The sequence below is a fragment of the Parvularcula marina genome, from assembly GCF_003399445.1.
Taxonomy (GTDB): domain Bacteria; phylum Pseudomonadota; class Alphaproteobacteria; order Caulobacterales; family Parvularculaceae; genus Parvularcula; species Parvularcula marina.
This window is the reverse complement of record NZ_QUQO01000001.1, coordinates 1346623-1366914: the sequence shown is the minus strand read 5'-3', so window position 1 is coordinate 1366914 and position 20292 is coordinate 1346623. Positions and strand designations below refer to the sequence as shown.

Annotated in this window: 19 protein-coding genes and 1 riboswitch; of the genes, 11 read left to right on the top strand and 8 right to left on the bottom strand. The window is 57.0% G+C overall.

From position 1 onward, the window contains the following. Positions 1-35: 35 nt before the first annotated feature. From DX908_RS06390 to thiC, 3 genes are all read left to right on the top strand, one after another. Positions 36-632 carry a TetR/AcrR family transcriptional regulator gene (locus DX908_RS06390; RefSeq protein ID WP_116391578.1) on the top strand — a complete coding sequence of 199 codons (597 nt, stop codon included), beginning with the start codon at positions 36-38 and terminating at the stop codon, positions 630-632. Between the two features lie 40 nt (positions 633-672). Further along, positions 673-764: riboswitch (TPP riboswitch) on the top strand. Further along, positions 754-1179: a DUF1801 domain-containing protein gene (locus DX908_RS06385; protein WP_116393009.1), complete on the top strand. Its 426-nt coding sequence runs from the start codon at positions 754-756 to the stop codon at positions 1177-1179. Its footprint overlaps the riboswitch before it by 11 nt. Beyond that, on the top strand, positions 1176-3056 hold the full coding sequence (gene thiC / locus DX908_RS06380) for a phosphomethylpyrimidine synthase ThiC (protein WP_116391577.1): 1881 nt from the start codon (positions 1176-1178) through the stop codon (positions 3054-3056). Before DX908_RS06385 ends, thiC begins: the two co-directional genes overlap by 4 nt. Positions 3057-3070: 14 nt before the next feature. On the opposite strand, the gene DX908_RS06375 is transcribed toward thiC, so the two are convergent. Beyond that, positions 3071-4369, bottom strand: a complete 1299-nt coding sequence (locus DX908_RS06375; RefSeq protein WP_267895868.1) for a deoxyguanosinetriphosphate triphosphohydrolase family protein — start codon at positions 4367-4369, stop codon at positions 3071-3073. A gap of 17 nt (positions 4370-4386) precedes the next feature. Then, positions 4387-4587, bottom strand: coding sequence for a hypothetical protein (locus DX908_RS06370; protein ID WP_147303738.1), 201 nt, complete (start codon positions 4585-4587; stop codon positions 4387-4389). A 635-nt stretch (positions 4588-5222) separates the two neighbouring features. On the opposite strand from DX908_RS06370, the gene DX908_RS06365 reads away from it, so the two are divergent. Next, positions 5223-5858: a hypothetical protein gene (locus DX908_RS06365; protein WP_116391574.1), complete on the top strand. Its 636-nt coding sequence runs from the start codon at positions 5223-5225 to the stop codon at positions 5856-5858. A gap of 137 nt (positions 5859-5995) precedes the next feature. On the opposite strand, the gene DX908_RS06360 is transcribed toward DX908_RS06365, so the two are convergent. Beyond that, entirely contained in the window at positions 5996-6205 is a 210-nt protein-coding gene (locus tag DX908_RS06360; RefSeq protein ID WP_116391573.1) for a cold-shock protein, read from the bottom strand. Positions 6206-6567: 362 nt separating this feature from the next. Here DX908_RS06360 and DX908_RS16295 point away from each other — a divergent pair, with 362 nt between their 5' ends. Further along, a complete protein-coding gene (locus DX908_RS16295) occupies positions 6568-6735 on the top strand; it encodes a hypothetical protein (protein WP_158548549.1) in 168 nt (55 codons plus the stop codon). Between the two features lie 3 nt (positions 6736-6738). Here DX908_RS16295 and DX908_RS06355 read toward each other — a convergent pair whose 3' ends face one another. Further along, positions 6739-7245: a 2'-5' RNA ligase family protein gene (locus DX908_RS06355; protein WP_116391572.1), complete on the bottom strand. Its 507-nt coding sequence runs from the start codon at positions 7243-7245 to the stop codon at positions 6739-6741. 46 nt (positions 7246-7291) lie between these two features. Here DX908_RS06355 and DX908_RS06350 point away from each other — a divergent pair, with 46 nt between their 5' ends. Next, on the top strand, positions 7292-7594 hold the full coding sequence (locus DX908_RS06350; protein ID WP_116391571.1) for a DUF167 domain-containing protein: 303 nt from the start codon (positions 7292-7294) through the stop codon (positions 7592-7594). Here DX908_RS06350 and DX908_RS06345 read toward each other — a convergent pair. Both DX908_RS06345 and DX908_RS06340 read right to left on the bottom strand, forming a co-directional pair. Continuing rightward, positions 7591-9036, bottom strand: coding sequence for a Na+/H+ antiporter NhaC family protein (locus tag DX908_RS06345; protein WP_116391570.1), 1446 nt, complete (start codon positions 9034-9036; stop codon positions 7591-7593). The two genes, DX908_RS06350 and DX908_RS06345, sit on opposite strands and share 4 nt — an antisense overlap. A gap of 87 nt (positions 9037-9123) precedes the next feature. Then, a complete protein-coding gene (locus DX908_RS06340; protein WP_116391569.1) occupies positions 9124-10104 on the bottom strand; it encodes a glycoside hydrolase family 43 protein in 981 nt (326 codons plus the stop codon). Between the two features lie 155 nt (positions 10105-10259). Between DX908_RS06340 and DX908_RS06335 the strand changes: the two genes are divergently transcribed. Next, complete coding sequence (locus tag DX908_RS06335) at positions 10260-11042, top strand: hypothetical protein (protein ID WP_116391568.1); 783 nt, start codon at positions 10260-10262, stop codon at positions 11040-11042. A 478-nt stretch (positions 11043-11520) separates the two neighbouring features. On the opposite strand, the gene DX908_RS06330 is transcribed toward DX908_RS06335, so the two are convergent. Beyond that, the gene (locus DX908_RS06330; protein ID WP_116391567.1) at positions 11521-12705 is read right to left on the bottom strand and encodes a sensor histidine kinase; all 1185 of its coding nucleotides are present in this window, start codon (positions 12703-12705) and stop codon (positions 11521-11523) included. A gap of 110 nt (positions 12706-12815) precedes the next feature. Here DX908_RS06330 and DX908_RS06325 point away from each other — a divergent pair, with 110 nt between their 5' ends. Then, positions 12816-13568, top strand: a complete 753-nt coding sequence (locus DX908_RS06325) for a LytR/AlgR family response regulator transcription factor (protein WP_158548547.1) — start codon at positions 12816-12818, stop codon at positions 13566-13568. Positions 13569-13659: 91 nt separating this feature from the next. Here DX908_RS06325 and DX908_RS16650 read toward each other — a convergent pair whose 3' ends face one another. Continuing rightward, the gene (locus DX908_RS16650; RefSeq protein WP_267895853.1) at positions 13660-13791 is read right to left on the bottom strand and encodes a hypothetical protein; all 132 of its coding nucleotides are present in this window, start codon (positions 13789-13791) and stop codon (positions 13660-13662) included. On the opposite strand from DX908_RS16650, the gene bglX reads away from it, so the two are divergent. From bglX to DX908_RS06310, 3 genes are all read left to right on the top strand, one after another. Then, on the top strand, positions 13790-15973 hold the full coding sequence (gene bglX, locus DX908_RS06320) for a beta-glucosidase BglX (protein WP_233508643.1): 2184 nt from the start codon (positions 13790-13792) through the stop codon (positions 15971-15973). The two genes, DX908_RS16650 and bglX, sit on opposite strands and share 2 nt — an antisense overlap. A 229-nt stretch (positions 15974-16202) precedes the next feature. Then, positions 16203-17195: a glycoside hydrolase family 16 protein gene (locus DX908_RS06315; RefSeq protein WP_199564611.1), complete on the top strand. Its 993-nt coding sequence runs from the start codon at positions 16203-16205 to the stop codon at positions 17193-17195. 123 nt (positions 17196-17318) lie between these two features. After that, the gene (locus DX908_RS06310; RefSeq protein WP_438943331.1) at positions 17319-20249 is read left to right on the top strand and encodes a TonB-dependent receptor; all 2931 of its coding nucleotides are present in this window, start codon (positions 17319-17321) and stop codon (positions 20247-20249) included. Positions 20250-20292: the final 43 nt, after the last annotated feature.

Genomic DNA, 20292 nt, shown 5'->3' with positions numbered 1-20292 from the left:
GTTGACAGGCCGTCAAGTGGCGCTAGATTGACAACATGTCAAGTGATGATCTCAACCCGACCCGAAAAAAAATTCTCGAAGCCACCTGGAAGCTGCTGGAGGCGAACCCGGCACGGGTGGTGCCGATGTCAGAAATCGCCAAAACGTCAGGGATCAGCCGGCAGGCGGTCTATCTGCATTTCCCGACACGGGCGGAGCTGCTGATTGCCGTCACCCGCTATACCGGCGACCAGCTGAAGGTGGATGAGCTGCTGGCCCCCAGCCGCGCGGCGGAAACGGGGGAGGCGCGGCTCGCCGCCTATATCGATTTCTGGGCGACCTTCATTCCGCAGATCTACGGCGTGATGAAAGCGCTCCTCGTCATGCGCGATTCGGATGAGGCGGCGCGCGCGGCGTGGGACGACCGCATGGCGGCTTTCCGCGAAGGGTGCGAGGCGGCGGTGAAATCGCTGAAGAGGGACGGCAGGCTACGCGCCGGTCTCACCGTGCCGGTGGCGACCGACCTTCTCTGGACCTGGATGTCGGTCCGCAACTGGGAGCATCTGACCATCGATTGTGGTTGGCCGCAGGCGCGCTATCGCAAGATGATGCAAGAGACGGCGCGCCAGCTCCTGATCTGCGAAAGCGACTGAGGGGAGTATTTGCGTCGCCGCCGCAGAGCCGCTAATTCCAGACTTTGCCGAGGGGCACCCCGCCGGGGTTGAGAAGCACCCTTTGAACCTGATCCGGCTCACACCGGCGGAGGGACGGAAAATGACGACGACGATCGGGGTGTCACCACCGGAGCCCGTCCGGGAAAAGTTCAGCTCTTACGCGCCCGCTCTGCGGCCGGTCCTGCTCCGGCTGCGCGATCTCATCTTCGCGACCGCCGCTGAAACCCAAGGCGTCGGCCCGCTGACCGAGACCCTCAAATGGGGCGAACCCTCCTATCTGACCGAATCGAGCCGGAGCGGGACGACCCTTCGCCTTGCGCCGTCAAAGGACGGGGAGGGCGCGAGCCTCTTTGTCAATTGCCGCACCACGCTCGTCGATGAATGGCGCACCCGTTACGGGGACGAGCTGACCTTCATCGGCACCCGCGAGCTTCGGCTCGATCCCGCCTCGCCCTTTCCTGAAGAGATCCTGCGGCAATGCATCGGCATGGCCCTGACCTATCACCTAAGAAAGTCCGCCTCATGAACAAGCACACGCCCCAGTCCGAATTTGTCACGCCCGAAGTCACCACCGGCCCCTTGCCCGCCAGCCGCAAGGTCTATGTGAAGTCTGACCGGTTCGAGGATGTCGCCGCGCCCGTGCGCTATATCTCCGTGCACGAAACGGCGAATGAACCGGACCTGCCGGTCTATGATCCGACCGGGCCCTATACGGAGGAAGGCTTTGTCGCCGATGTCGAAAAGGGCCTTGAAAGGAAGCGCACGGCCTGGGTGAAAGAGCGCGGCAATGTCGAGGAATATGACGGCCGCGAAGTGAAACCCGAAGACAATGGCGGCGCGACGGGGAAATATCTCGCGCGGCAATTCCCGACCCATCACAAACCGCTGCGCGGGACGGGCTCCGAACCCATCACCCAGCTTGAATTCGCCCGTGCCGGGATCATCACGAAGGAAATGGAATATATCGCCATCCGCGAGAATATGGGCCGCAAGGCCGCTCTCGAAGAGGCGCGAAAGAATATCGATGAGGGCGAAAGCTTCGGCGCGGAACTGCCCGAATTCGTGACGGCTGAGTTCGTGCGGGACGAGATCGCGCGTGGCCGCGCCGTCATCCCCGCCAATATCAACCACCCCGAGGCCGAACCGATGATCATCGGCCGGAACTTCCTGGTCAAGATCAATGCCAATATCGGCAATTCGGCGGTGACCTCCTCTGTCGAGGAAGAAGTCGACAAGATGGTCTGGGCGACCCGCTGGGGCGCGGACACGGTGATGGACCTCTCGACCGGCCGGAACATCCACAACACCCGCGAATGGATCATCCGCAATAGCCCCGTGCCCATCGGCACCGTGCCGATCTATCAGGCGCTCGAAAAGGTCGGTGGCGTTGCCGAAGACCTCACCTGGGAAGTCTATCGCGACACGCTGATCGAGCAATGCGAGCAAGGGGTCGATTACTTCACCGTCCATGCCGGCGTGCGCCTGCCCTTTATTCATCTGACAGCGGATCGTGTGACAGGCATTGTCTCACGCGGCGGCTCGATCATGGCGAAGTGGTGCCTTGCTCATCACAAGGAGAGCTTCCTCTATACGAAGTTCGAGGAAATCTGCGAGATCATGCGTGCCTATGACGTGACGTTCAGCCTCGGCGATGGCCTGCGTCCGGGTTCCACGGCGGATGCGAATGACCGCGCGCAATTTGCCGAGCTTGAAACCCTCGGGGAGCTGACGAAAATCGCGTGGAAGCACGGCGTGCAGGTGATGATCGAGGGGCCGGGCCATGTCGCCATGCACAAGATCAAGGCCAATATGGACAAGCAGCTTAAAGTGTGCGGCGAGGCGCCCTTCTATACGCTCGGGCCGCTGACGACCGATATCGCACCGGGCTATGATCATATCACTTCCGGCATCGGGGCGGCGATGATCGGCTGGTTCGGCACGGCGATGCTGTGTTATGTGACGCCCAAGGAGCATCTGGGCCTGCCCAACCGTGACGATGTCAAGGTCGGGGTCATCACCTATAAGCTCGCGGCCCATGCGGCGGACCTGGCCAAGGGGCACCCCGCCGCGCGCCTGCGCGATGACGCGCTCTCCCGCGCGCGGTTCGAATTCCGGTGGGAGGACCAGTTCAATCTCGGCCTCGACCCTGAAACCGCGCGGGACTTCCATGATGAGACCCTGCCGAAAGAGGCGCACAAGACGGCGCATTTCTGCTCCATGTGCGGACCGAAATTCTGCTCGATGAAGATCACCCAGGATGTGCGCGACTATGCCGACGGCCTTTCGGACAATGAAAAGGCCGACCTCGAGCGAATGAGCGAGGAAGAACGCCAGAAGGGTATGGCCGAGATGTCAGAGAAATATGCCGAGGTAGGCAATAAGCTCTATGTGGAGAAGGGGTAAGGACGGATATCGTACTATCTTACTATTGGATCTAGGACTGAACCACTTGATAGACCTGTCAGCCTGGCGTGTAACTTAATTGTTTCTTGTTCTGTGAGACTAGAAATGCAATCAGCAGCGAAGCGGGCAGGGTTGGGGTTATTGCCATCTATTGAATAGAGATCGGACAGTCTAAATGGGAGAAATTTGGGGCGCGAGACCTTGGCTTCCGATGAGATTATTTCGAAAAGATCCGCAATAATCTTTTTTTGCCCAAGCTGTTGAGCCATCAAAGATGGGTTGTCAATTATATAGTCTCGAGTAATTGCTTTTAGAACTCTTATTTCGTCATATCTTCTTTGTTCTATTTTGATAACCGGTTTATCGGCGCAGATTTTCTTTTCAGGTAGTGGTTCGGCGGCTTTAATGTAGGTACCAATGAGCCGTGAAGTTAGGCTCCTTAATTTACGTCGTGCTTCGGTACTGCCATCATAAGGGCGCTGCAATTCAGTCTTAAAAGTCCATTCAAAAGTTTCTTTCACAGTTTGCAAAGCAATTCGTAGGCGTTCTTTTGCGTCGCTTGGGGCTCTATGCCAAGAGCGATATGCCCGATCGACTACTCCGGCTCCGTCATTATCAGCGAATATCAGGGACCAAGGAATTGCATTGCATCGGTGAAAGTCTTCTAGATCGTGAACAGAATATGCTATATCGTCAGCATAATCCATCAAGGCGGCTTCAGCTGTTTGCGAATATGTGTGGTTGAATGCAGCCCGCGCAAATCGAAAGTCAGCTTCTTCTGTTTTGTATGCGCCCCATTTTCTTTCGCGATCAGAGTTTTCTTTGTCTCGATGCCAAGGGTATTTGAGTATTGCTGCTAAGGTCGCTCTTGTAAGATCAAGACCGCTTACGTCGAGGAATCGTACTGATAATTTGGTAAGTATACGGAAGGATTGTGCATTGCCTTCGTACCCATCGGTATCGGTTTGCGATACCAGTTCGTTTAATACTTGCTCGCCGATGTGACCGAACGGAGGATGTCCGATATCATGGGCTAATGCGGCTGCTTCGGCTACTTCGGGATTTATTTTGAGGAATCGTGCAGCCGGTTTGCTTCGATTATATTCGGCTATGCGTCGAGCTATTTGTGCGACTTTTAATGAGTGGTGGAGCCGAGTATGAAATATATCCTCGTCACCGACTTTGACAATTTGTGTTATTCCCGCAAGCCTACGAAATGCAGACGAATATAGTATTCTGTCTCTATCTCGTGCAAATTCGCTACGCTGGTCCGGGCCCGAAGCAGAATGTCTCCGGTCTTTTCGCTTATGTATCCCCCAGATGCTTGTGATTACGCGGCCGCTTTATGATTGGGATTGGTCAACACCTTTGGGCCATCAATAATGATCACTTGTTGATCGACACAGCGTTCAATGGATCTTTCGATGTCACGGCGAGTGGCTTTGCATTTGAAGTGGTTGAAAAAATCAGCCTGTTTAACGCCTTGCTCATGTGTTGCGAGAAATTCTAGAATTTCATTCTCAGTCAGCACTTGCATGCTCCCTTGCCCGGCACGAGACGCTCCGCCCATATAGTGGATACTTTAAACGACGTAACGCGAGTTTCTAGAATAGGGCATAGTTGTCCTGATTTGACAAGGTGTGTGATAAAATAGCACATAGAAGGGTAATGGCTGCAGCAACTGCAGAGAACATTACCGTTCATTAGAGGTTAGCTATCGCTTCGCGATAACCGCCCTACACGGTCCTTCCACCCAAGAGTGAAGAGACAGGCGCCAAACACCCCACAGAAGATCAGATGCCCGCCTTCGCGGGCATGAGCGGAGAAATTGGAAACCCGCCCCCCAGAGCCCGTCAGTCGGATGACCTTCCCATGCCAATAATCCGCGCGTTCCGCCCCCTGAGACCTGCGGTCGGAGCCGCGGGATGACGGCGCTCATGAATTCGGGCAACCCATCCCCACGGCCAGCCGGGCAATAAGCCCTTGAAAATACGCGGGAACGCCGACCGGCACCGGTGCGCTCCCAAAACGAATTCGTGGCCAACTGCAAAACGCGCGCATCCGGTGGTCAAATCCATGTAGGGTCCGCCGGAACACACCGGTCACCCGCGCCGAGGATCTGACGTGCGGGGTTTTCTTGTGAAGTGGGACGTGAGGGGAGCAAATATGCATTTGTTGAAGAATACGGGGCGGACACTGGCGGCACTCATCCTTGTGGGCGGTCTGGCTGCCTGCGGCGGCAATGACAGCGCGGATGAAGAAACGACTGTCGAGACCAGAACCGAAAAACCCGCCGAAAAGGCCAGCGCGAAAAAAGCCGAGGCGGAAGTTGACGGACAATTGTTCGCGGCAGTGAATGATGACCGGCGCAGCTGGTATGTCACCCATCTCGAAAGCGACGGCGACTGGCAGAGCGGCAGTTTCTGGCGCGCCATGTCGCTCAAGGACACCTATCAGGTGACACTCTTTGGACTGACGAGCAAAGCCGCAAAGCCCTCCGGCAAGGGCGAGGTGATGATGAGCCTCGTCGTGCAAGGCGAGACCAACAATGTACGCGTCGTCAGTGCCGAGCTGACCTTTTTCGCTGATGGCCTCAGCAAGACGTGGACGTCAGAGAATAGCGGCGGCGCGAAGGTGATGCTCAACCGCTTTATCATCGATGGTGATTATATCGATATTGGCGGCGGTTTTTCCGGGGTTGTCGAGTTGCCAGCCGACAGTACGGCGTCGACAGACCAGCCAGAGACATTTGAGATCAAGGATGGCTCCTTTGCCGTCCGGGTGCGTCAGTTCCAGCGCTAAGGCTGGGGCGACGCGGCTCAACAAAAAACCCCCGCCGGTGAGGGCGGGGGTTCGTGATTTTCTTACTGCGCTACTGCGTCGCGGCCTGAGCGCGCGATTATCGCGCTACCGCTACGCTGCTTGAGCGCGAGAAAGACTTAGGCAAGCTCGATCGTCGAGACGGCCATTTTGCCGCTGCGCTGGTCGCGCTCGGTTTCGAACTTGACTTTCTGGCCTTCGTTGAGCGGGGCAAGGCCCGAACGCTCAAGGGCAGAAGCGTGAACGAAAACGTCGGTCGAACCGTCTTCAGGCTGAATAAAGCCGTAGCCTTTTTGGGTGTTGAAGAACTTTACGGTACCAGTGGTCATGGGATTTCCTTTCGTGACCTCTTGAGAAAGCGACCCGGCACTTCTTGGCCTTGGCCGCCTGGGCAGTCGATATTCTGGGAAGAGGTCTAAAAGTCGGCGCTTGCTGAGAGTCGCGTAGTAGAAATCGTCCGGCAAACACCGATTCCGACGACATGTGCGGACAACGGGGCAAAGTCAAACGAAAATAATTTCATGAAGGAGTACGCAGGTTGTAAGCCATTTTCGGGCGTGTTCTCTTGGAAAACTGGCGAGAAACCTTGTTTTTTTGCAGTTAACGCCCATATTCGACCCATACTTTGTTTAGTGCGCCGAGGCGCATTTGTGGCTTTCCCCGCGGGCAAGCGGGGCGGAAGGAACTTCCCATGACCAGTACATCGAATTCGCCCAACGCCCGGCGCCTCGCCCGTGACGAAGCGGAACGGCTGGTCATGGAAGAGGTCAAAGCCGTTTCCGAGGAGCGTCAGGCGCGCTCGGCGGCTTTGCGCAAGGCGCGGCTGGCCCGCGAAGCCCGTAAGGCCAAGAAAGACTGATCTTCAGCCTTCGAATAAAATCTCATCAAGCGGTGCCCAAGGCCCGCCCATATAGAGCCATAGAGCGATCCCTTCGCCCGTTGCGGTGAACGGGGTGAAGCTGCCCTTTACCGAGCCCAGCGTGCGCTGCGCCCGCCGGCGGGTCACGCGGTTCTGCACAGTCATATGCGGTGCGAAGGGTTTTTTATCCTCGCGGCGCAAATGGGCGCTATATTCATCAGCAATCCGTGCCCTGAGGGCTATGAGATCAGGCGCGTGAAGTTCCAGTGCCACGCCGTTAGCCATCGACATCGGGGCGGTCACCTCAATCGGGAAGGGCGCGATCCCTTTGGTGATCTCGCGGATCCTTTTTGCCACTTCCTCAGGCTCGCGTTCGGGGAGATGACGGAACAGGGTCACATGCGCCGGCGTGCGTGCGGCGGGGTAGTACCGGTCGCGCAGGCGCTGGAATTTCGCCTGGGCTTCCTTGTCGACGATCAGCGTCGCGATGATCGGGCGAAGCTCTGCCATGGGGAGGGGCTTGGCATGAAACCCGCCCGCCCGCTAGGTCTGGCGCATGTCAGAGAATGCGCCAACCCTCCTGCTTCGTGTCACGCCCGGCGCCGCGAGCGCGGGGCTGGCTGGCATCTGGGAGAGCCCGGAAGGGGAGCGCCGTCTGATAGTTCGGGTGACCGCGGCGCCCGAGAAAGGCAAGGCGAACAAAGCGGTCGTCACGCTGATCGCCAAGGAGCTGGGCGTGGCTAAATCCTCCGTCTCGGTCGTTTCGGGCGAGACAGACCGGAACAAGGTCTTGCGCATTGATGCCGAGGGCGCCGGTGATGCCATCGCTAGACTAATGGCCGAGGCCGCTGCGCGCTAACTTACTGTCAGCAGCCCGGCGATGATGTATAATCCGCCTGCGATCAATGCGGCGAACAGCGCATAGGGCAGCTGCGTTCTCACATGAGAAAGGTGCTCGGTTCCTGAAGCTACACTGGCGATCAGGGTCGTGTCGGAAATCGGTGAGCAGTGATCGCCGAAAACTCCGCCGCCCAGCACTGCGGCCAGCGCGAGAGAAGGCGGAATTCCGAGTGCTTGAGCCAGCGGCATCGCGATCGGCACGAGGATGCCGTACGTGCCCCAGCTTGTCCCGGTCATGAAGCTAGTTGCGCCAGCAGCGGCGAACAATATGGCGGGTACGGTGAAACCGGGGAGGGAGCCTGCGGCAATCGAGGAGACGTAATCACCTGTCCCCAGCGCGCGCAAAGAGGCACCGAGCGCGATGGAAAGGAGCAGGACGGTCACCAGTGGCACCATCTCGCCAATGCCCTTGAAGGCTCTGTCCTGCAGCTCGCTGCCTTTCATGGCGCGCTCAGCCAGCAGCATCAGGCCCGAAACGCTGATCGCGAGGGTGATCGCCCAGAGGATCGATTTGGCACCATCGCCCTTGGTCATGCAGCGGCCCAGCTCACCGAAATGACCTGCACTGAACTGCGTCCTCAGCCATTCGGTGGTGCTCGCAACGCCAGCTTCGGCAGCCATACTTCCAGCGCCGGTGATGAACATGAAAAGGAGGGCGCTGCTGACCATGATGAGCAGCGGCAGCCACATATACCGCGCCTTTGTCGGGGAAGGCCCGGCTTCCTCGATCCCGCCTTCGACCCGGGCATCGGCTTTCGCCATGGGGCCGAACACCTTACCGGTGAAGACGGTGAAATAGACGATGGCAATGGTGATGAGGGCGTAGAAATTCCACGGCACGGAGCCAAAGACGATATTGTTGGGGCTGTCGAAATCATAGACCTCGACTAGACCCAGCGCATAAGCGCCCCAGGCATTCAGGATAAGGATCACACTGATCGGGGCGCTCGTTGAGTCGATGATATAGGCGAGGCGCTCCCGCGAAAGGCCGTGAGCGTCGTAAAGCGGGCGGCCGAGCACCCCGGCGCTGAGCAGGCTCACATTTGTTTCGATGAAAATCGCCGAGCCGGTACCCGCCACGGCCAGCTCCGCCCGTCGCCTTGTCCCGGCAAGCCCGCTTGAGATCAGGGCCTTGGCCATCGCCGCGACCCCACCTGAATCGCGCATGAAGGCAATGAGCGCGCCGATCAGCAGGCAGAAAAGGAGGATCTGCGTATTATAGCCGCTCTCGAACACCGCGACTGTCCGGTCGATGGCGCCCAGCGCACCGAGGATGGGGTTGAACCCGTCGATCAGGCTTTCGGACAGGAACAGCGCTGCAATCAGCGCGGCATAAACATTCCGGGCGAATACGGCGATGAGGATGGCCGCCATGGGCGGCACGAGAGTGAGGGCGTCCATCTATAATCCCCGGCAACAGGCTCAAGAGGCGGGAACGTGGCGGAATTTCGCGGCCATGACCAGACCGGCTGTGATGGGGCCTCGGGCCTAGCCATCATGGGCGTTAAGCAGGCGTTCAAGCGTCTCTCGGTCAATCGGCAGGACGGTGCCGTGGCGGCTGCCCTCAGGGAAATTGAGCCTGTCTGATATATCCTCCCAGTGAATGAGGTCGGGTGAGCGGAGGGCCATCATGCGATGCTCCATATACGCATCATAATAAACGTAGAACTGCTCGCCGATCTTCACCGAGGTCGGACCCTCAATCCAGATTCCGTCAGGGGAGATGGGCGGTGAGGCCGGCCCCCATGGCCCCTCGGGGTCGGCGGCGATGGCGATACGGACATTCTTTTCAGGCTCGGGCCGCTTGGTCTCGTCTTTCAGGAACATGATATAGCGTTCCCCGTCGCGCAGGATATTCGCATCGATCGAGACGAACCCGCCATCATAGAAGAGGGCGGTGGGGGAATAGGTCTCGAAATTCTTTGTCTTTGTATAATAGACGCGGTGATTGATCGATTTACCGGTGGTCGAACGGATATCGCCGCGGTCATCGGTCTCAGGGAAACGTCCGGGTACGGCAGACGACCAGAAAATGAGATATTCGCCGTCTTTTTCGTCATAGAAGATTTCAGGCGCCCAGCTGTTCATCACCCCGTCCGTCCCCCGCATGACCGGTAGCTCGGTCTGTTCGGACCAGGTGATCAGGTCATCGGAATGGGCAATGGCGATATTGTCTTCCCACCAGCCGGTGGTCCAGACCATGTGATAGCGGCCATCCCCGCCCAGAATGATGCAGGGGTCGCGCATCAGCCTGCCGCCCACCAGCGGAGGCAGGACCGATGCGCCCTCATTGATATCGTGCCAGTCGAGCCCATCTTCGGACCAGGCAAGATGCAGCCCCGTTTCACCATCATTGCGGAAGGAAGAGAAGAGATAGACCGTGTCACTTTCCGGGGGCTCGTCATAGGCAAGCGCACCGCTTACGGAGGAAATGACAAGGCCGAGGCCAAGGGCGAGTTTAGTGAACATGTTTCCTCCCATTCTCTTCTCACGGATTTATCATTTGAGGGCGGGAAGGAAAAGAAGTCGATGCATAGTGGTGGAGCGCAGATTGCGCCCTGCGGGCGGATTCCGCTAAGCTGTTAGAGAAGAGATCAGCGACGAGCAGAGACAAAGGGCAACAGATGAGCTGGGATGACTATTTCGCGGATGAACGCGAAGCCGCCGCTGCCGAAGAGCGCGGCAAGAAGCGGACGATCACCGTCGGCTGGACGGTGCGGACGCCAAAAAGCAGCGTCATCTGGAGCCCGCCTCAGCCGTTCAGGCGGCAGGAGAGCAAGCCGAGTTCGGCGAAATCCGTGCAGGTTTGTCCGGCTGCGATCGATTTCGACCACCGGCACTTCGTTATTCCGTGCCCCTTTGACCTGACCCTGCAATTTGCCCGTCGACCGACTGGCGAGCTGACGCTAGTTGATGCGGACGGAGAGGGCTCGGCCCTGCGCCAGACCGTGTTGCGCGAGCTCATGGTGCTGCACCCCCCGAATGAATGGCGCGATCCGAACAAACCGCTCCTGCAGATGATCGCGCCTTACGTCTTCGTTGCGGATGATCCCTGCTATGTTGTTCAGTCTCCGCCTTATCTTCAATATTTTCCAACCCCGCGTCCGGGTGTGCAGATAGGCGGGCGCTATCCGGTTCATGTCTGGCCGCGCCCCCTGAGCTGGGGATTTGAATGGCATGACGTGAATGCGCCGCTGACCTTTAAGCGGGGAGAGCCCTGGTTCTACGTCCATTTCGAAACGGAGAACCCGTCCGCGCGCGTCAGGTTGGTTGAACAGGAAATGACGCCGGAACTTGATGAGTATCTCACCTCGATCCTTGATGTATCGAACTATGTGAACAAGACATATTCGCTGTTCGCCGACGCTAAAAGGATGCGCCCTGAGAAACTCGTAAAGCCCAAGTAACAATTGGGAAATGCGGTCCCGAAAAGGGACGGATAGTACCATTTCGAGACCACTCCGCGACCTCAAACTGTTGTGGGGCCGGAGGTGGGTGAACGAGTCACAGTCGGTCGGACATCGGCGTGTGTACTTCGGCACATTTCCGACGGCATAGTCATGCAATGGGTTCAATAAGCACAAAACATCAGTGAACACATAGTATACATGCTATGCCGGGGAGCTTCTGATCTGCCTGAGCTTTGTGACAAAATTGATGTCGTAGCGAAAGTGTTCGAGGAAATGGCGACGTCGTTGAAGGAACGGCAAGGGCGCCTTGAGGAAAAAGAAGCAACGGTTCGTGCTATTCACGAGGCGGTTTCAAGCCCGATCATACATGAAGTCGGCCTACCGAAAGATGGGCATCAGTCATCAGGGCGAGCTGATCAGCCGTGTGCTCGCATCCAGCATGTAAGTGTGAGTGAGAGTGTGTTTGGCAGGCGCGTCAGCCCAGCACGTCCTCATCAACTGGAACCGGTTTGACGCTTTCTAGTTTTGCCGGGATAGTGATCCTGACACTGGCGCCGCCCTTGTCATTATTCTCGATACGAAGATTATAATTCGCGCCATATTGCGATTGCAGGCGTTCCTCGACATTGCGCAGGCCAATGCCTATCGAGCTGCGCGCGGAGCTTTCCTCCATCTCATGAAAGCCGGGCCCTGTGTCGCTGATGCTCAAGGTCAGGTCATCGCCGTCGCATTCGGCGCTGAAGGAGATGACTGTTGGCGACAGGCTTTGGCCGACTGCGTATTTCATCGCATTTTCATAGACCGGCTGGAGCAGGAAGCTTGGGACATTCACATTGAGCGCCTCGTCACTCACATTGAACTCTGTCTGCAGACGGTCGCCAAATCGGGATTTTTCAATCGCCAGATAAAGCTCGATCACTTCGAGCTCATCCCGCAGCGAATGGAGGAGTTCGTCATCATGCTCGAGTGAGGTGCGCAGGAACTCGGCGATCTTCACCAGCATTTCGGTTGCGCTTGTCTGGTCACCCTTGCGGACCAGGTGAGTGACGGAGTTCAGAGCATTGAAGAGAAAATGCGGATTGAGCTGGTATTTCAGCATACGAAGCTTGGCGTCCTTGTACTGGGACTCGGCTTCTAGCCGCTTGAGGGATTCAAGTTGCGCAAGGGTTTGCGCTTCCAGTGCGGCTTTCTGCGCTTCTGTGGCGAGCTGGCGCTGCTCTAGCCATTGCCGGTAATATTTAAGCGCATGATAGCAGAACGACCATGCGCCGAAGATCGTCAGGGAAGCATAAAGCCATCCTCCCCAGTCCGCCGGATTGATGACTTCGCCCGTCAGCGCTGTGAACGTCGTCACCCTCAGGGCAGTCCAGATGATGGAGGCAAGGATGATCGCGGCGCCGTTCAGGATCACCCTTCGGATGATCGGCGCATTCCAGAGCGCAGAGCCTGCCCATCTCAAAGGATAGCTGACAAATAGGCCCAGCACGGATTGAAGGACGGTATGCAGCGCCGGGATCAACTGACCGGGATTGTACCAGATCGTCAGGCTCAGATAGCTGACGAGCGCCATCGCCGACCAACCGCCGATATGGAAGACCCAGAATTGCTGGGTCGATATGCGGGACGATGACAGGCCTGTTTGTTCTGTTTTATTTAGCATATGAGGGTCTCTCTCATCCTATCGACCGCCAGAAGATAGGGTGGGTCAAGAAAAAAAGGGGTGCCGGACTTCAGCGGCCACTCCGGGATGAAACCGCCAGGCAGGGCGAAATGCTAAAGACAGTTACTTGTGATGATGAATTGCCGGCTCTGGAATTGATGGGCCAGATGCTTGCCGAGACAGGCGATGTGGAGATCATGGCGCAATGCCAATCGGTCGAGGAAGCGCTTGATATCATCAATGCTGGCGGGATTGACCTCATCGTCTTTGATATAGAGATGCCGGGCCTTAGCGGGGTTGATGCCTATGACCGCATCACCACGGACAAAAAACCGCTGCTCGTTTTTGCAACTGCGCATCCGGAATATGCGGTCGAAGCCTTCGGGATTGATGCCATTGATTACATCCTGAAACCTTTCGATGCGGAGCGGGTTCGCAAGGCGGTTGAGAAGGCGTTGCGGCTCAGCAAACTGATCGATGCATCTGATGATGCTTCAGAGGTCGAGGTCGCTGAACCGCTGGCCGATGAAATCGCAGGAGTCTTGAAAATCCGGGATGCCGGCCGGGTACACTTCATCGCCTATGGGGATGTCATCTGGATTGAGGCGGCGGGCGACTATTCACTCGTCCATACCCATGACCGGGAAGCAGCCATACGTGTGCCGATCAAGGCGCTCGAATCGAAACTACCGACGGACCAGTTCCTTCGGATTCACCGGTCCACGATTGTCTCTAAATCTCACATTCAGGAGATCCAGAAGCTCCCAAAGGGGGAGGCGCAGATCACCCTGACCAGCGGGGCTGTCGTCAAGGGGAGCCGCAGTTTCCGAGAGGCGATCGAGCGGCTGACAAACGGCGTTTAACCGGCCGATTTCGCTGCTCTGCACAATCCATTTCACCGCATGATCCGGACAGCCTGCCGCAAACTCTATTGTTGTGGCGCGAATGTTTCGGTCAGGTGCCGGCCAAAATTATCAAATAATTCTCTGAGCAGAGTATATTGGGAGGCTTGGTCAGCATGGCTGTCTTGCGGTTTTCTATTGCCATTTTCATCTCCGCGCTGGTGTTGCCGGTCACATCGGTCATGGCCCAGACGGCCCCGTCAGATGAGGAACGGGTCGAGGATCTGCTCTCCCAGATGACGCTGAAGGAGAAGGTCGGGCAGGTCAGCCAGTTCACCGGTTTCTGGGATGTGACAGGGCCGGCTCCGACGGATGAAACGCAGGCCCGCAAAGCCGAATTGCTCAAATCGGGGATCATCGGCTCCATGCTGAATGTTGTCGGTGTGGAAGAAGTTCGCCCGATTCAGGAATATGCGCTGAACTCACGCCTCGGTATCCCGGTCATCTTCGGCCTTGATGTCGTGCACGGACATAAAACCATGTTCCCGATCCCGCTTGCCGAAGCGGCGAGCTGGGATCTCGACATGATCGAGCAGAGTGCGCGTGTGAGTGCGATTGAGGCAGCAGCGCAAGGCCAGACCTGGACCTTTGCCCCGATGGTCGACATCTCGCGTGACCCCCGCTGGGGCCGGGTGATGGAAGGCGCAGGCGAGGATCCCTATCTGGGTTCACGGATCGCCGTTGCCCGGATCCGTGGGTTCCAGGGCGATGATCTGTCTGCCCCCGATACAATCGTTGCGACGCTCAAGCACTTTGCGGGCTATGGATTTGCGGAGTCAGGCAAGGATTATAACACCGTCGATGTTGGCACCGTGACACTTCACAATGTCATCCTGCCCCCCTTCAAGGCCGGGGTTGAGGAGGCCGATGCAAGGACGGTCATGAACGGCTTCAATACGCTCAATGGGCTGCCGGTCACGGGCGATGGCTATTTGCAGCGGGAACTTTTGAAGGGGGAGTGGGGCTTTGACGGCTTTGTCGTCTCCGACTGGGCGTCGGCGCGCGAGATGATTGATCACGGCTACGCCAAGGACCCCGAAGACGCGGCGCTCAAGGCAATGGAAGCCGGCTCGGATATGGACATGGAAAGCTATGTCTATCTCGATCACCTAGAAGATCTCGTGGAGGCCGGTACGCTAGATGTTGCGCTGCTTGATGATGCGGTGCGCCGAATCTTGCGCGTTAAGTTCGAGCTTGGGCTGTTTGATGATCCGTATAAATATCTTGATGCGGATCGTGAGGCTGAACTTCTGCTCTCGCCTGCGCACAGGGAGGCCTCCCTTAAAATGGCGGAGCGGTCGATCGTTCTTCTGAAGAATGACGATGACACTCTACCGATCCGCAAGGGCGAGAAAATCGCCCTGATCGGTACGCTGGCCGCCGATAAGGATTCGCCGCTCGGGAACTGGCGCGCCATGGCGGACGATCATTCCGCCGTATCCGTTGTGGAAGCGTTCGAGGCTGCCGGGCTCGATTTTGTCTATGCCGAAGGAGCCGTGCTGGAGATCGGCGATGCGGCCTTCCCGAATGAGGTTGTCGTCAATCTGACGGACCGCAGCGGGTTCCCTGAAGCCGTTGAGGCTGCGCGCAATGCCGACAAGGTGATCATTGTACTGGGTGAGGATGGGCTGCAATCAGGTGAGGGCCGCAGCCGATCAGAGCTAGGCTTCCCAGGTGTGCAGCAGGAGCTTTTGGAAGCGGTCTATGAGGCCAATCCGGAGACGGTGCTTGTCGTGATGAGTGGCCGGCCGCTGGTTCTGACCTGGGCGGAGGCGCATGTCCCCGCCATCGTGCAGGCGTGGCATCTGGGGCAGGAAAGCGGTCATGCCCTGACCAACGTCCTGACCGGCGCCTATAATCCGAGCGGTAAGCTGCCGATGACCTTCCCGCGGTCAGTTGGTCAGATTCCGATCTATTACAGCCATCTCAACACAGGTCGCCCGGGGCCGCTTACGGATGTTTTCTGGTCGCATTATATCGACGAGAGCAACGCGCCGCTTTGGCCCTTTGGCTATGGCCTCAGCTACACAACGTTTGAATATTCCAACCTGCGGGCACGCAAACGCGGAGACGTGGTGGAGGTTTCTGTTCGTGTGAAGAACACAGGATCACGGGCGGGCGAAGAGGTCGTTCAGCTTTACATTAGAGACATCGCAGCCAGCGTGAGCCGGCCTGTGCGGGAGCTCAAGGATTTCTCGAAGATTGAACTTGCGCCGGGTAAGCGCATGACGTTGACATTCGAGCTTGGTGCGGAAGATCTAGGTTTTTACAACGCAAACGGCTCTTACGTGGTCGAGCCTGGCGACTTTGAAATCTTCGTCGGCGGCTCTTCTGATGCGACGCTGAGCACGTCTTTCGAGTACTGATATCCTGCATGAAAATTCTGGGTGGGCAGCCCTTGAGAGGCTGTCCATTTGCGAATCTGGCGCCGAAATGTTGTGCGCTAACATTATCGTGACTTTCCCATCCACCGCATAATTCGGGCGGCTTATCGCAAAGCGATTGTCCGTTAGCGTTCCCAGGAGAAGGGTATGGCTGAGGAAACATAACCAGAAATCCGGGCGATCAATGAAGTCCAGTCTGAAGAGAACGAGTGTGATCAGCACATTTGCCTGTTGCGCAAGTGTGATGGGGCTGTTCTGTGCAAATCCTTTCGCGGCTGCGAATACGCCGAAATGGGATGTGGTCTGGTCGGATCAATTCGACGGTACCTCGCTCGATCGGACCAAATGGTCGCCGGAAGAATCCTGCTGGGGCGGCGGCAATAATGAACGTCAGTGCTACACGGATCGCCCTGAGAATATTCAGGTCAAGGATGGTGTCCTGCGCCTGATCGCTCGGCCGGAACGTTTCACTGGCCCGCTTTATCCGGAAGAACGCAACACCAAAGGTGAGCGCAAATTCCAGTGGTACACGTCGGGTAAAATCCGGACTCAAGGAATTGCTGACTGGACTTATGGCCGGGTTTCAGCGCGGATGAAACTGCCCGCAGGGCAAGGGACCTGGCCGGCATTCTGGATGATGCCATCGACCAGCGTTTACGGCCGTTGGCCATTGTCAGGCGAAATCGACATCATGGAAGCGGTCAATCTCGAAACGCCTTGCGAGGAATGTGAAGGCGAGATCGAAACACGCACATCTGGCGCCCTCCATTTCGGAGATGTGCCGCCGAACAACACCTATCTGTTCTCGAAGGCTGACGAGAAGGTGCAAACGCCGCCGTCACAGGAATGGAATACCTACAGTATCGAATGGGCCGAAGGCGTCATCCAGTGGTTCGTCAATGACGATCTCTTTATGCGTCTGGAAAGTGACGATTGGCACACGGCAGCTGCGGAAGCAGAAGGCCGTCCGTATGCGCCTTTCGACCAGCCCTTCTATGTCATGCTGAACCTCGCTGTTGGTGGCAATCTGCCGGAGAAATCCAATGGCGCCGGGTTCGACAAGAAATCCTTTCCGGCTGAGCTGCTGGTCGATTGGGTACAGGTGGAGCAGTGCGCAGGCGACCTTGAGACAGGTCGCGCGTGTCTGACGCAGCAAGAATGGAACGGCACACCACAAGGCCCATGGGAGACAATGGCCAGATAGGCGTGCGGACTAAAAGCTTCGAAAAACAAATAAGGGAGGCACTAAATGAGGCAAGATAATACATTCAGAGGGCTGAAGGCATCCATCGTGTTGCTCGGAAGCGTGTCGGCGCTGGCGATTGCCATGCCGGCTTATGCGCAGGACGATGTGTCAGCGGAAGTGACTGACGACGAAGATGTCGTCGTCGCGCGCGGCATTCGTCAAAGCCTTGAGGCATCTTCGGACATCAAACGGAATTCGCGCGGTGTCGTCGATGCGATTACGGCAGAAGACATCGGTAAATTCCCGGACACGAACCTTGCAGAATCGCTGCAGCGGATTTCGGGCGTCTCGATCAGCCGTTCACTTGGTGAAGGCAGCCGGGTCACCGTTCGCGGCTTTGGTCCTGACTTCAACCTGGTCCTGCTTAATGGCCGTCAGATGCCGTCCGCTTATCTCGAAGGCGGCGCGCCGTCCTCACGGAGCTTTGACTTCGGCAATCTGGCATCCGAAGGCATCGCAGGCGTCACGGTTTACAAGACCGGTCGTGCCTCTGTGCCAACTGGCGGTATCGGTTCTACACTGAACATCAAGACGGCCCGTCCGCTCGATGCGCCGGGTATGCGCTATTCGATCGGCGCAAAAGCGGTCTTTGACGATTCTGTTACCTCGATCGGCGACAAGAAAGTGACGCCGGAATATTCGGCCATCTTCTCGAACACTTTTGCTGATGAACGTGTCGGTGTTGCCCTTGCAGGTAGCTTCCAGGAGCGTGAATCCGGCGTGGCTCAGGTCGGGACGACCTCGGGTTGGCGTGGGGCCTATCTTGGTTCTGAGAACAACTGGGGGACGCTGCCTCAACCGCCGGCCGACACCCAGATCACGAACCGTCCGGGACCGAATGATGTTTATTCGGTGCCGCAAAACGTCAACTACCAGCTTGCAAACTACAATCGTGAGCGGATCAATGGTCAGTTGGCTCTGCAATTCCGTCCCGTTGATACGTTCACGGCGACACTCGACTATTTCTACTCGCAAAACAAAATCCAGGCGGAAAAAGCTGACCTGTCGGTCTGGTACAACCATGGCGATACGACCAGCGCATGGGGCGACGGCCCGATCTCCGACATCATCTTCTACAACGAAGATTTCGGCGATGGCGGCTCTGACCTTTCCATGGGCGGGGGACGTGATGGTTCAATCAGCGAGAACCGTTCACTTGGCTTCAATGCCATCTGGGAGCTGACGGATCGTCTTTCGCTTGAGTTCGATGCACACAGTTCGAGCGCAGAATCCGGGCAAGACAGCCCATATGGGACGAGCGCGAGCGTCGGTACGGCGGACTTCCAGCTTCGTACCCAAGGCGTCAATTTCGAGAATGACATCCCTGTTCTGACAGTCGGATTCCAGGATCCATTCACGGATATCGATCCGGCTCGCATGATCGTGACGGGGAACGTCTTCTCGAACAGCTTCATCCGGACAGAAATTGACCAGTACCAACTTACGGCGAGCTATGATTTTGACTCGTCCGTGGTGAAGAGCGTTGATTTCGGTGTTGCCTCGACCACGAACGAAGTTCGGTCGGCTTTTGCAAATGCCCAGCGGGATACTTGGGGCGGTGTTGCAACAGTTGATGCGCTGCCTGATGATATCTTCCGCCGGGTCGATCTGGCCGGAAACTTCGACCAGTTCAGCGGTCACTCCATGACGCAGCAGGACTTCCTGGTCTATGATTTCGACCGTCTGATCCAGCTCCTTGATACCGATCCCTTCGGCAATGTCTGTGGAGGTGATGGTATTTGCCGCTCGGATAACTTCCTGATTGATCGCCGGATCGAAGAAGAAAGCCTCTCCGCTTTCATCGATATCGAAACCGAGTTCTATCTGGGGGAAATGCCGGCGGCTGTGGTTGCAGGTGTGCGGTATGAGCAAACCGATGTGAGTTCACCAGCACAGGTAACGGTGCCGACAGCAACTCAGTGGGTTGCGCCTAATGAATTTGGCCTGATCGGTCTCGACAACCCCAATAATGTTCAGACACAGACATTCTCGGGTGAGTATGATTACTGGCTCCCGGCGATCGACTTCCAGGTCGAGCCTATGGAGAATGTGAAGCTGCGGGCATCCTACAGCCGCACCATGACCCGTCCGGGGTATGGTGACATTGCTGGCGGTTTGTCAGTCGAGCAGATCTTCCGTGTGAATGGCGGGACCGGCACAAATGGCAACACGGCCCTCAAGCCATTCCTGTCTGATAACATCGATCTCTCTGCAGAATGGTACTACAAAGAGGGTTCTTATGTTTCGGCCGGTTTCTTCCGGAAGGAAGTTGAGAACTTCATCGGCTCAGGTGTCATGACTCAAACACCGTTTGATGTTTACACACCTTATCAGGGCCAGCGTTATAACGACGCCGTTGCGGCCCTTGGGACTGATGATGCCGTTCAGGTCCGTCAGTGGATCTTTGAGAATGCTGATCCGTCTACGTTTGAAATCACAGGCACAGACACGAGCGGCAATTTCACCGGCAACATCTTCGGCGTGCCAGGCGAAGATCCGCTTCTGACCTTCGATATTGCGACACCTGTGAACCAAGAGTCAGCGACACTTGATGGTTGGGAATTCGCTGTCCAGCACATCTTTGGTGATACTGGCTTCGGCGCGATTGCGAACTACACAATCGTCAATGGCGATGTCGGCTTTGAGGATGAGCAGGTGCCGTCGAGCGGTGATCCGCAGTTCGCGGTCACGGGTCTCAGCGACTCCTACAACCTCATCGGTTTCTACGACAAAAATGGTCTTCAGGCTCGTCTTGCCTATAACTGGCGTGACAAGCACCTGATCTCCACGACGGGTGTCAGCGGTACTGCGAATAACCCGCAATATGTTGAGGACTACGGACAGCTTGACTTCAACGTCAGCTACGAAGTGCGCGACGGCTGGTCTGTCTTTGTCGAGGGCATCAATGTCACCGATGAAACGTCCCGCGTCGTGGGCCGGACGCCGGCTTACCTCAACTTCGCAACACAGACAGGTGCCCGCTATAACTTCGGGGTCCGGTTCACTCACTAAGGATTGAGACGGGCGGGCGAATCCTCCCCCGGTACCGTCCGTC

Excerpts from the sequence above, each read along its gene's own strand:
- DX908_RS06390 (WP_116391578.1), top strand. The coding sequence starts at position 36 with ATGTCAAGTGATGATCTCAACCCGACCCGAAAAAAAATTCTCGAAGCC.
- DX908_RS06385 (WP_116393009.1), top strand. The coding sequence starts at position 754 with ATGACGACGACGATCGGGGTGTCACCACCGGAGCCCGTCCGGGAAAAG.
- thiC (WP_116391577.1), top strand. The coding sequence starts at position 1,176 with ATGAACAAGCACACGCCCCAGTCCGAATTTGTCACGCCCGAAGTCACC.
- DX908_RS06365 (WP_116391574.1), top strand. The coding sequence starts at position 5,223 with ATGCATTTGTTGAAGAATACGGGGCGGACACTGGCGGCACTCATCCTT.
- DX908_RS06360 (WP_116391573.1), bottom strand. The coding sequence starts at position 6,205 with ATGACCACTGGTACCGTAAAGTTCTTCAACACCCAAAAAGGCTACGGC.
- DX908_RS16295 (WP_158548549.1), top strand. The coding sequence starts at position 6,568 with ATGACCAGTACATCGAATTCGCCCAACGCCCGGCGCCTCGCCCGTGAC.
- DX908_RS06355 (WP_116391572.1), bottom strand. The coding sequence starts at position 7,245 with ATGGCAGAGCTTCGCCCGATCATCGCGACGCTGATCGTCGACAAGGAA.
- DX908_RS06350 (WP_116391571.1), top strand. The coding sequence starts at position 7,292 with ATGTCAGAGAATGCGCCAACCCTCCTGCTTCGTGTCACGCCCGGCGCC.
- DX908_RS06345 (WP_116391570.1), bottom strand. The coding sequence starts at position 9,036 with ATGGACGCCCTCACTCTCGTGCCGCCCATGGCGGCCATCCTCATCGCC.
- DX908_RS06340 (WP_116391569.1), bottom strand. The coding sequence starts at position 10,104 with ATGTTCACTAAACTCGCCCTTGGCCTCGGCCTTGTCATTTCCTCCGTA.
- DX908_RS06335 (WP_116391568.1), top strand. The coding sequence starts at position 10,260 with ATGAGCTGGGATGACTATTTCGCGGATGAACGCGAAGCCGCCGCTGCC.
- DX908_RS06330 (WP_116391567.1), bottom strand. The coding sequence starts at position 12,705 with ATGCTAAATAAAACAGAACAAACAGGCCTGTCATCGTCCCGCATATCG.
- DX908_RS06325 (WP_158548547.1), top strand. The coding sequence starts at position 12,816 with ATGCTAAAGACAGTTACTTGTGATGATGAATTGCCGGCTCTGGAATTG.
- bglX (WP_233508643.1), top strand. The coding sequence starts at position 13,790 with ATGGCCCAGACGGCCCCGTCAGATGAGGAACGGGTCGAGGATCTGCTC.
- DX908_RS16650 (WP_267895853.1), bottom strand. The coding sequence starts at position 13,791 with ATGACCGATGTGACCGGCAACACCAGCGCGGAGATGAAAATGGCAATA.
- DX908_RS06310 (WP_438943331.1), top strand. The coding sequence starts at position 17,319 with ATGCCGGCTTATGCGCAGGACGATGTGTCAGCGGAAGTGACTGACGAC.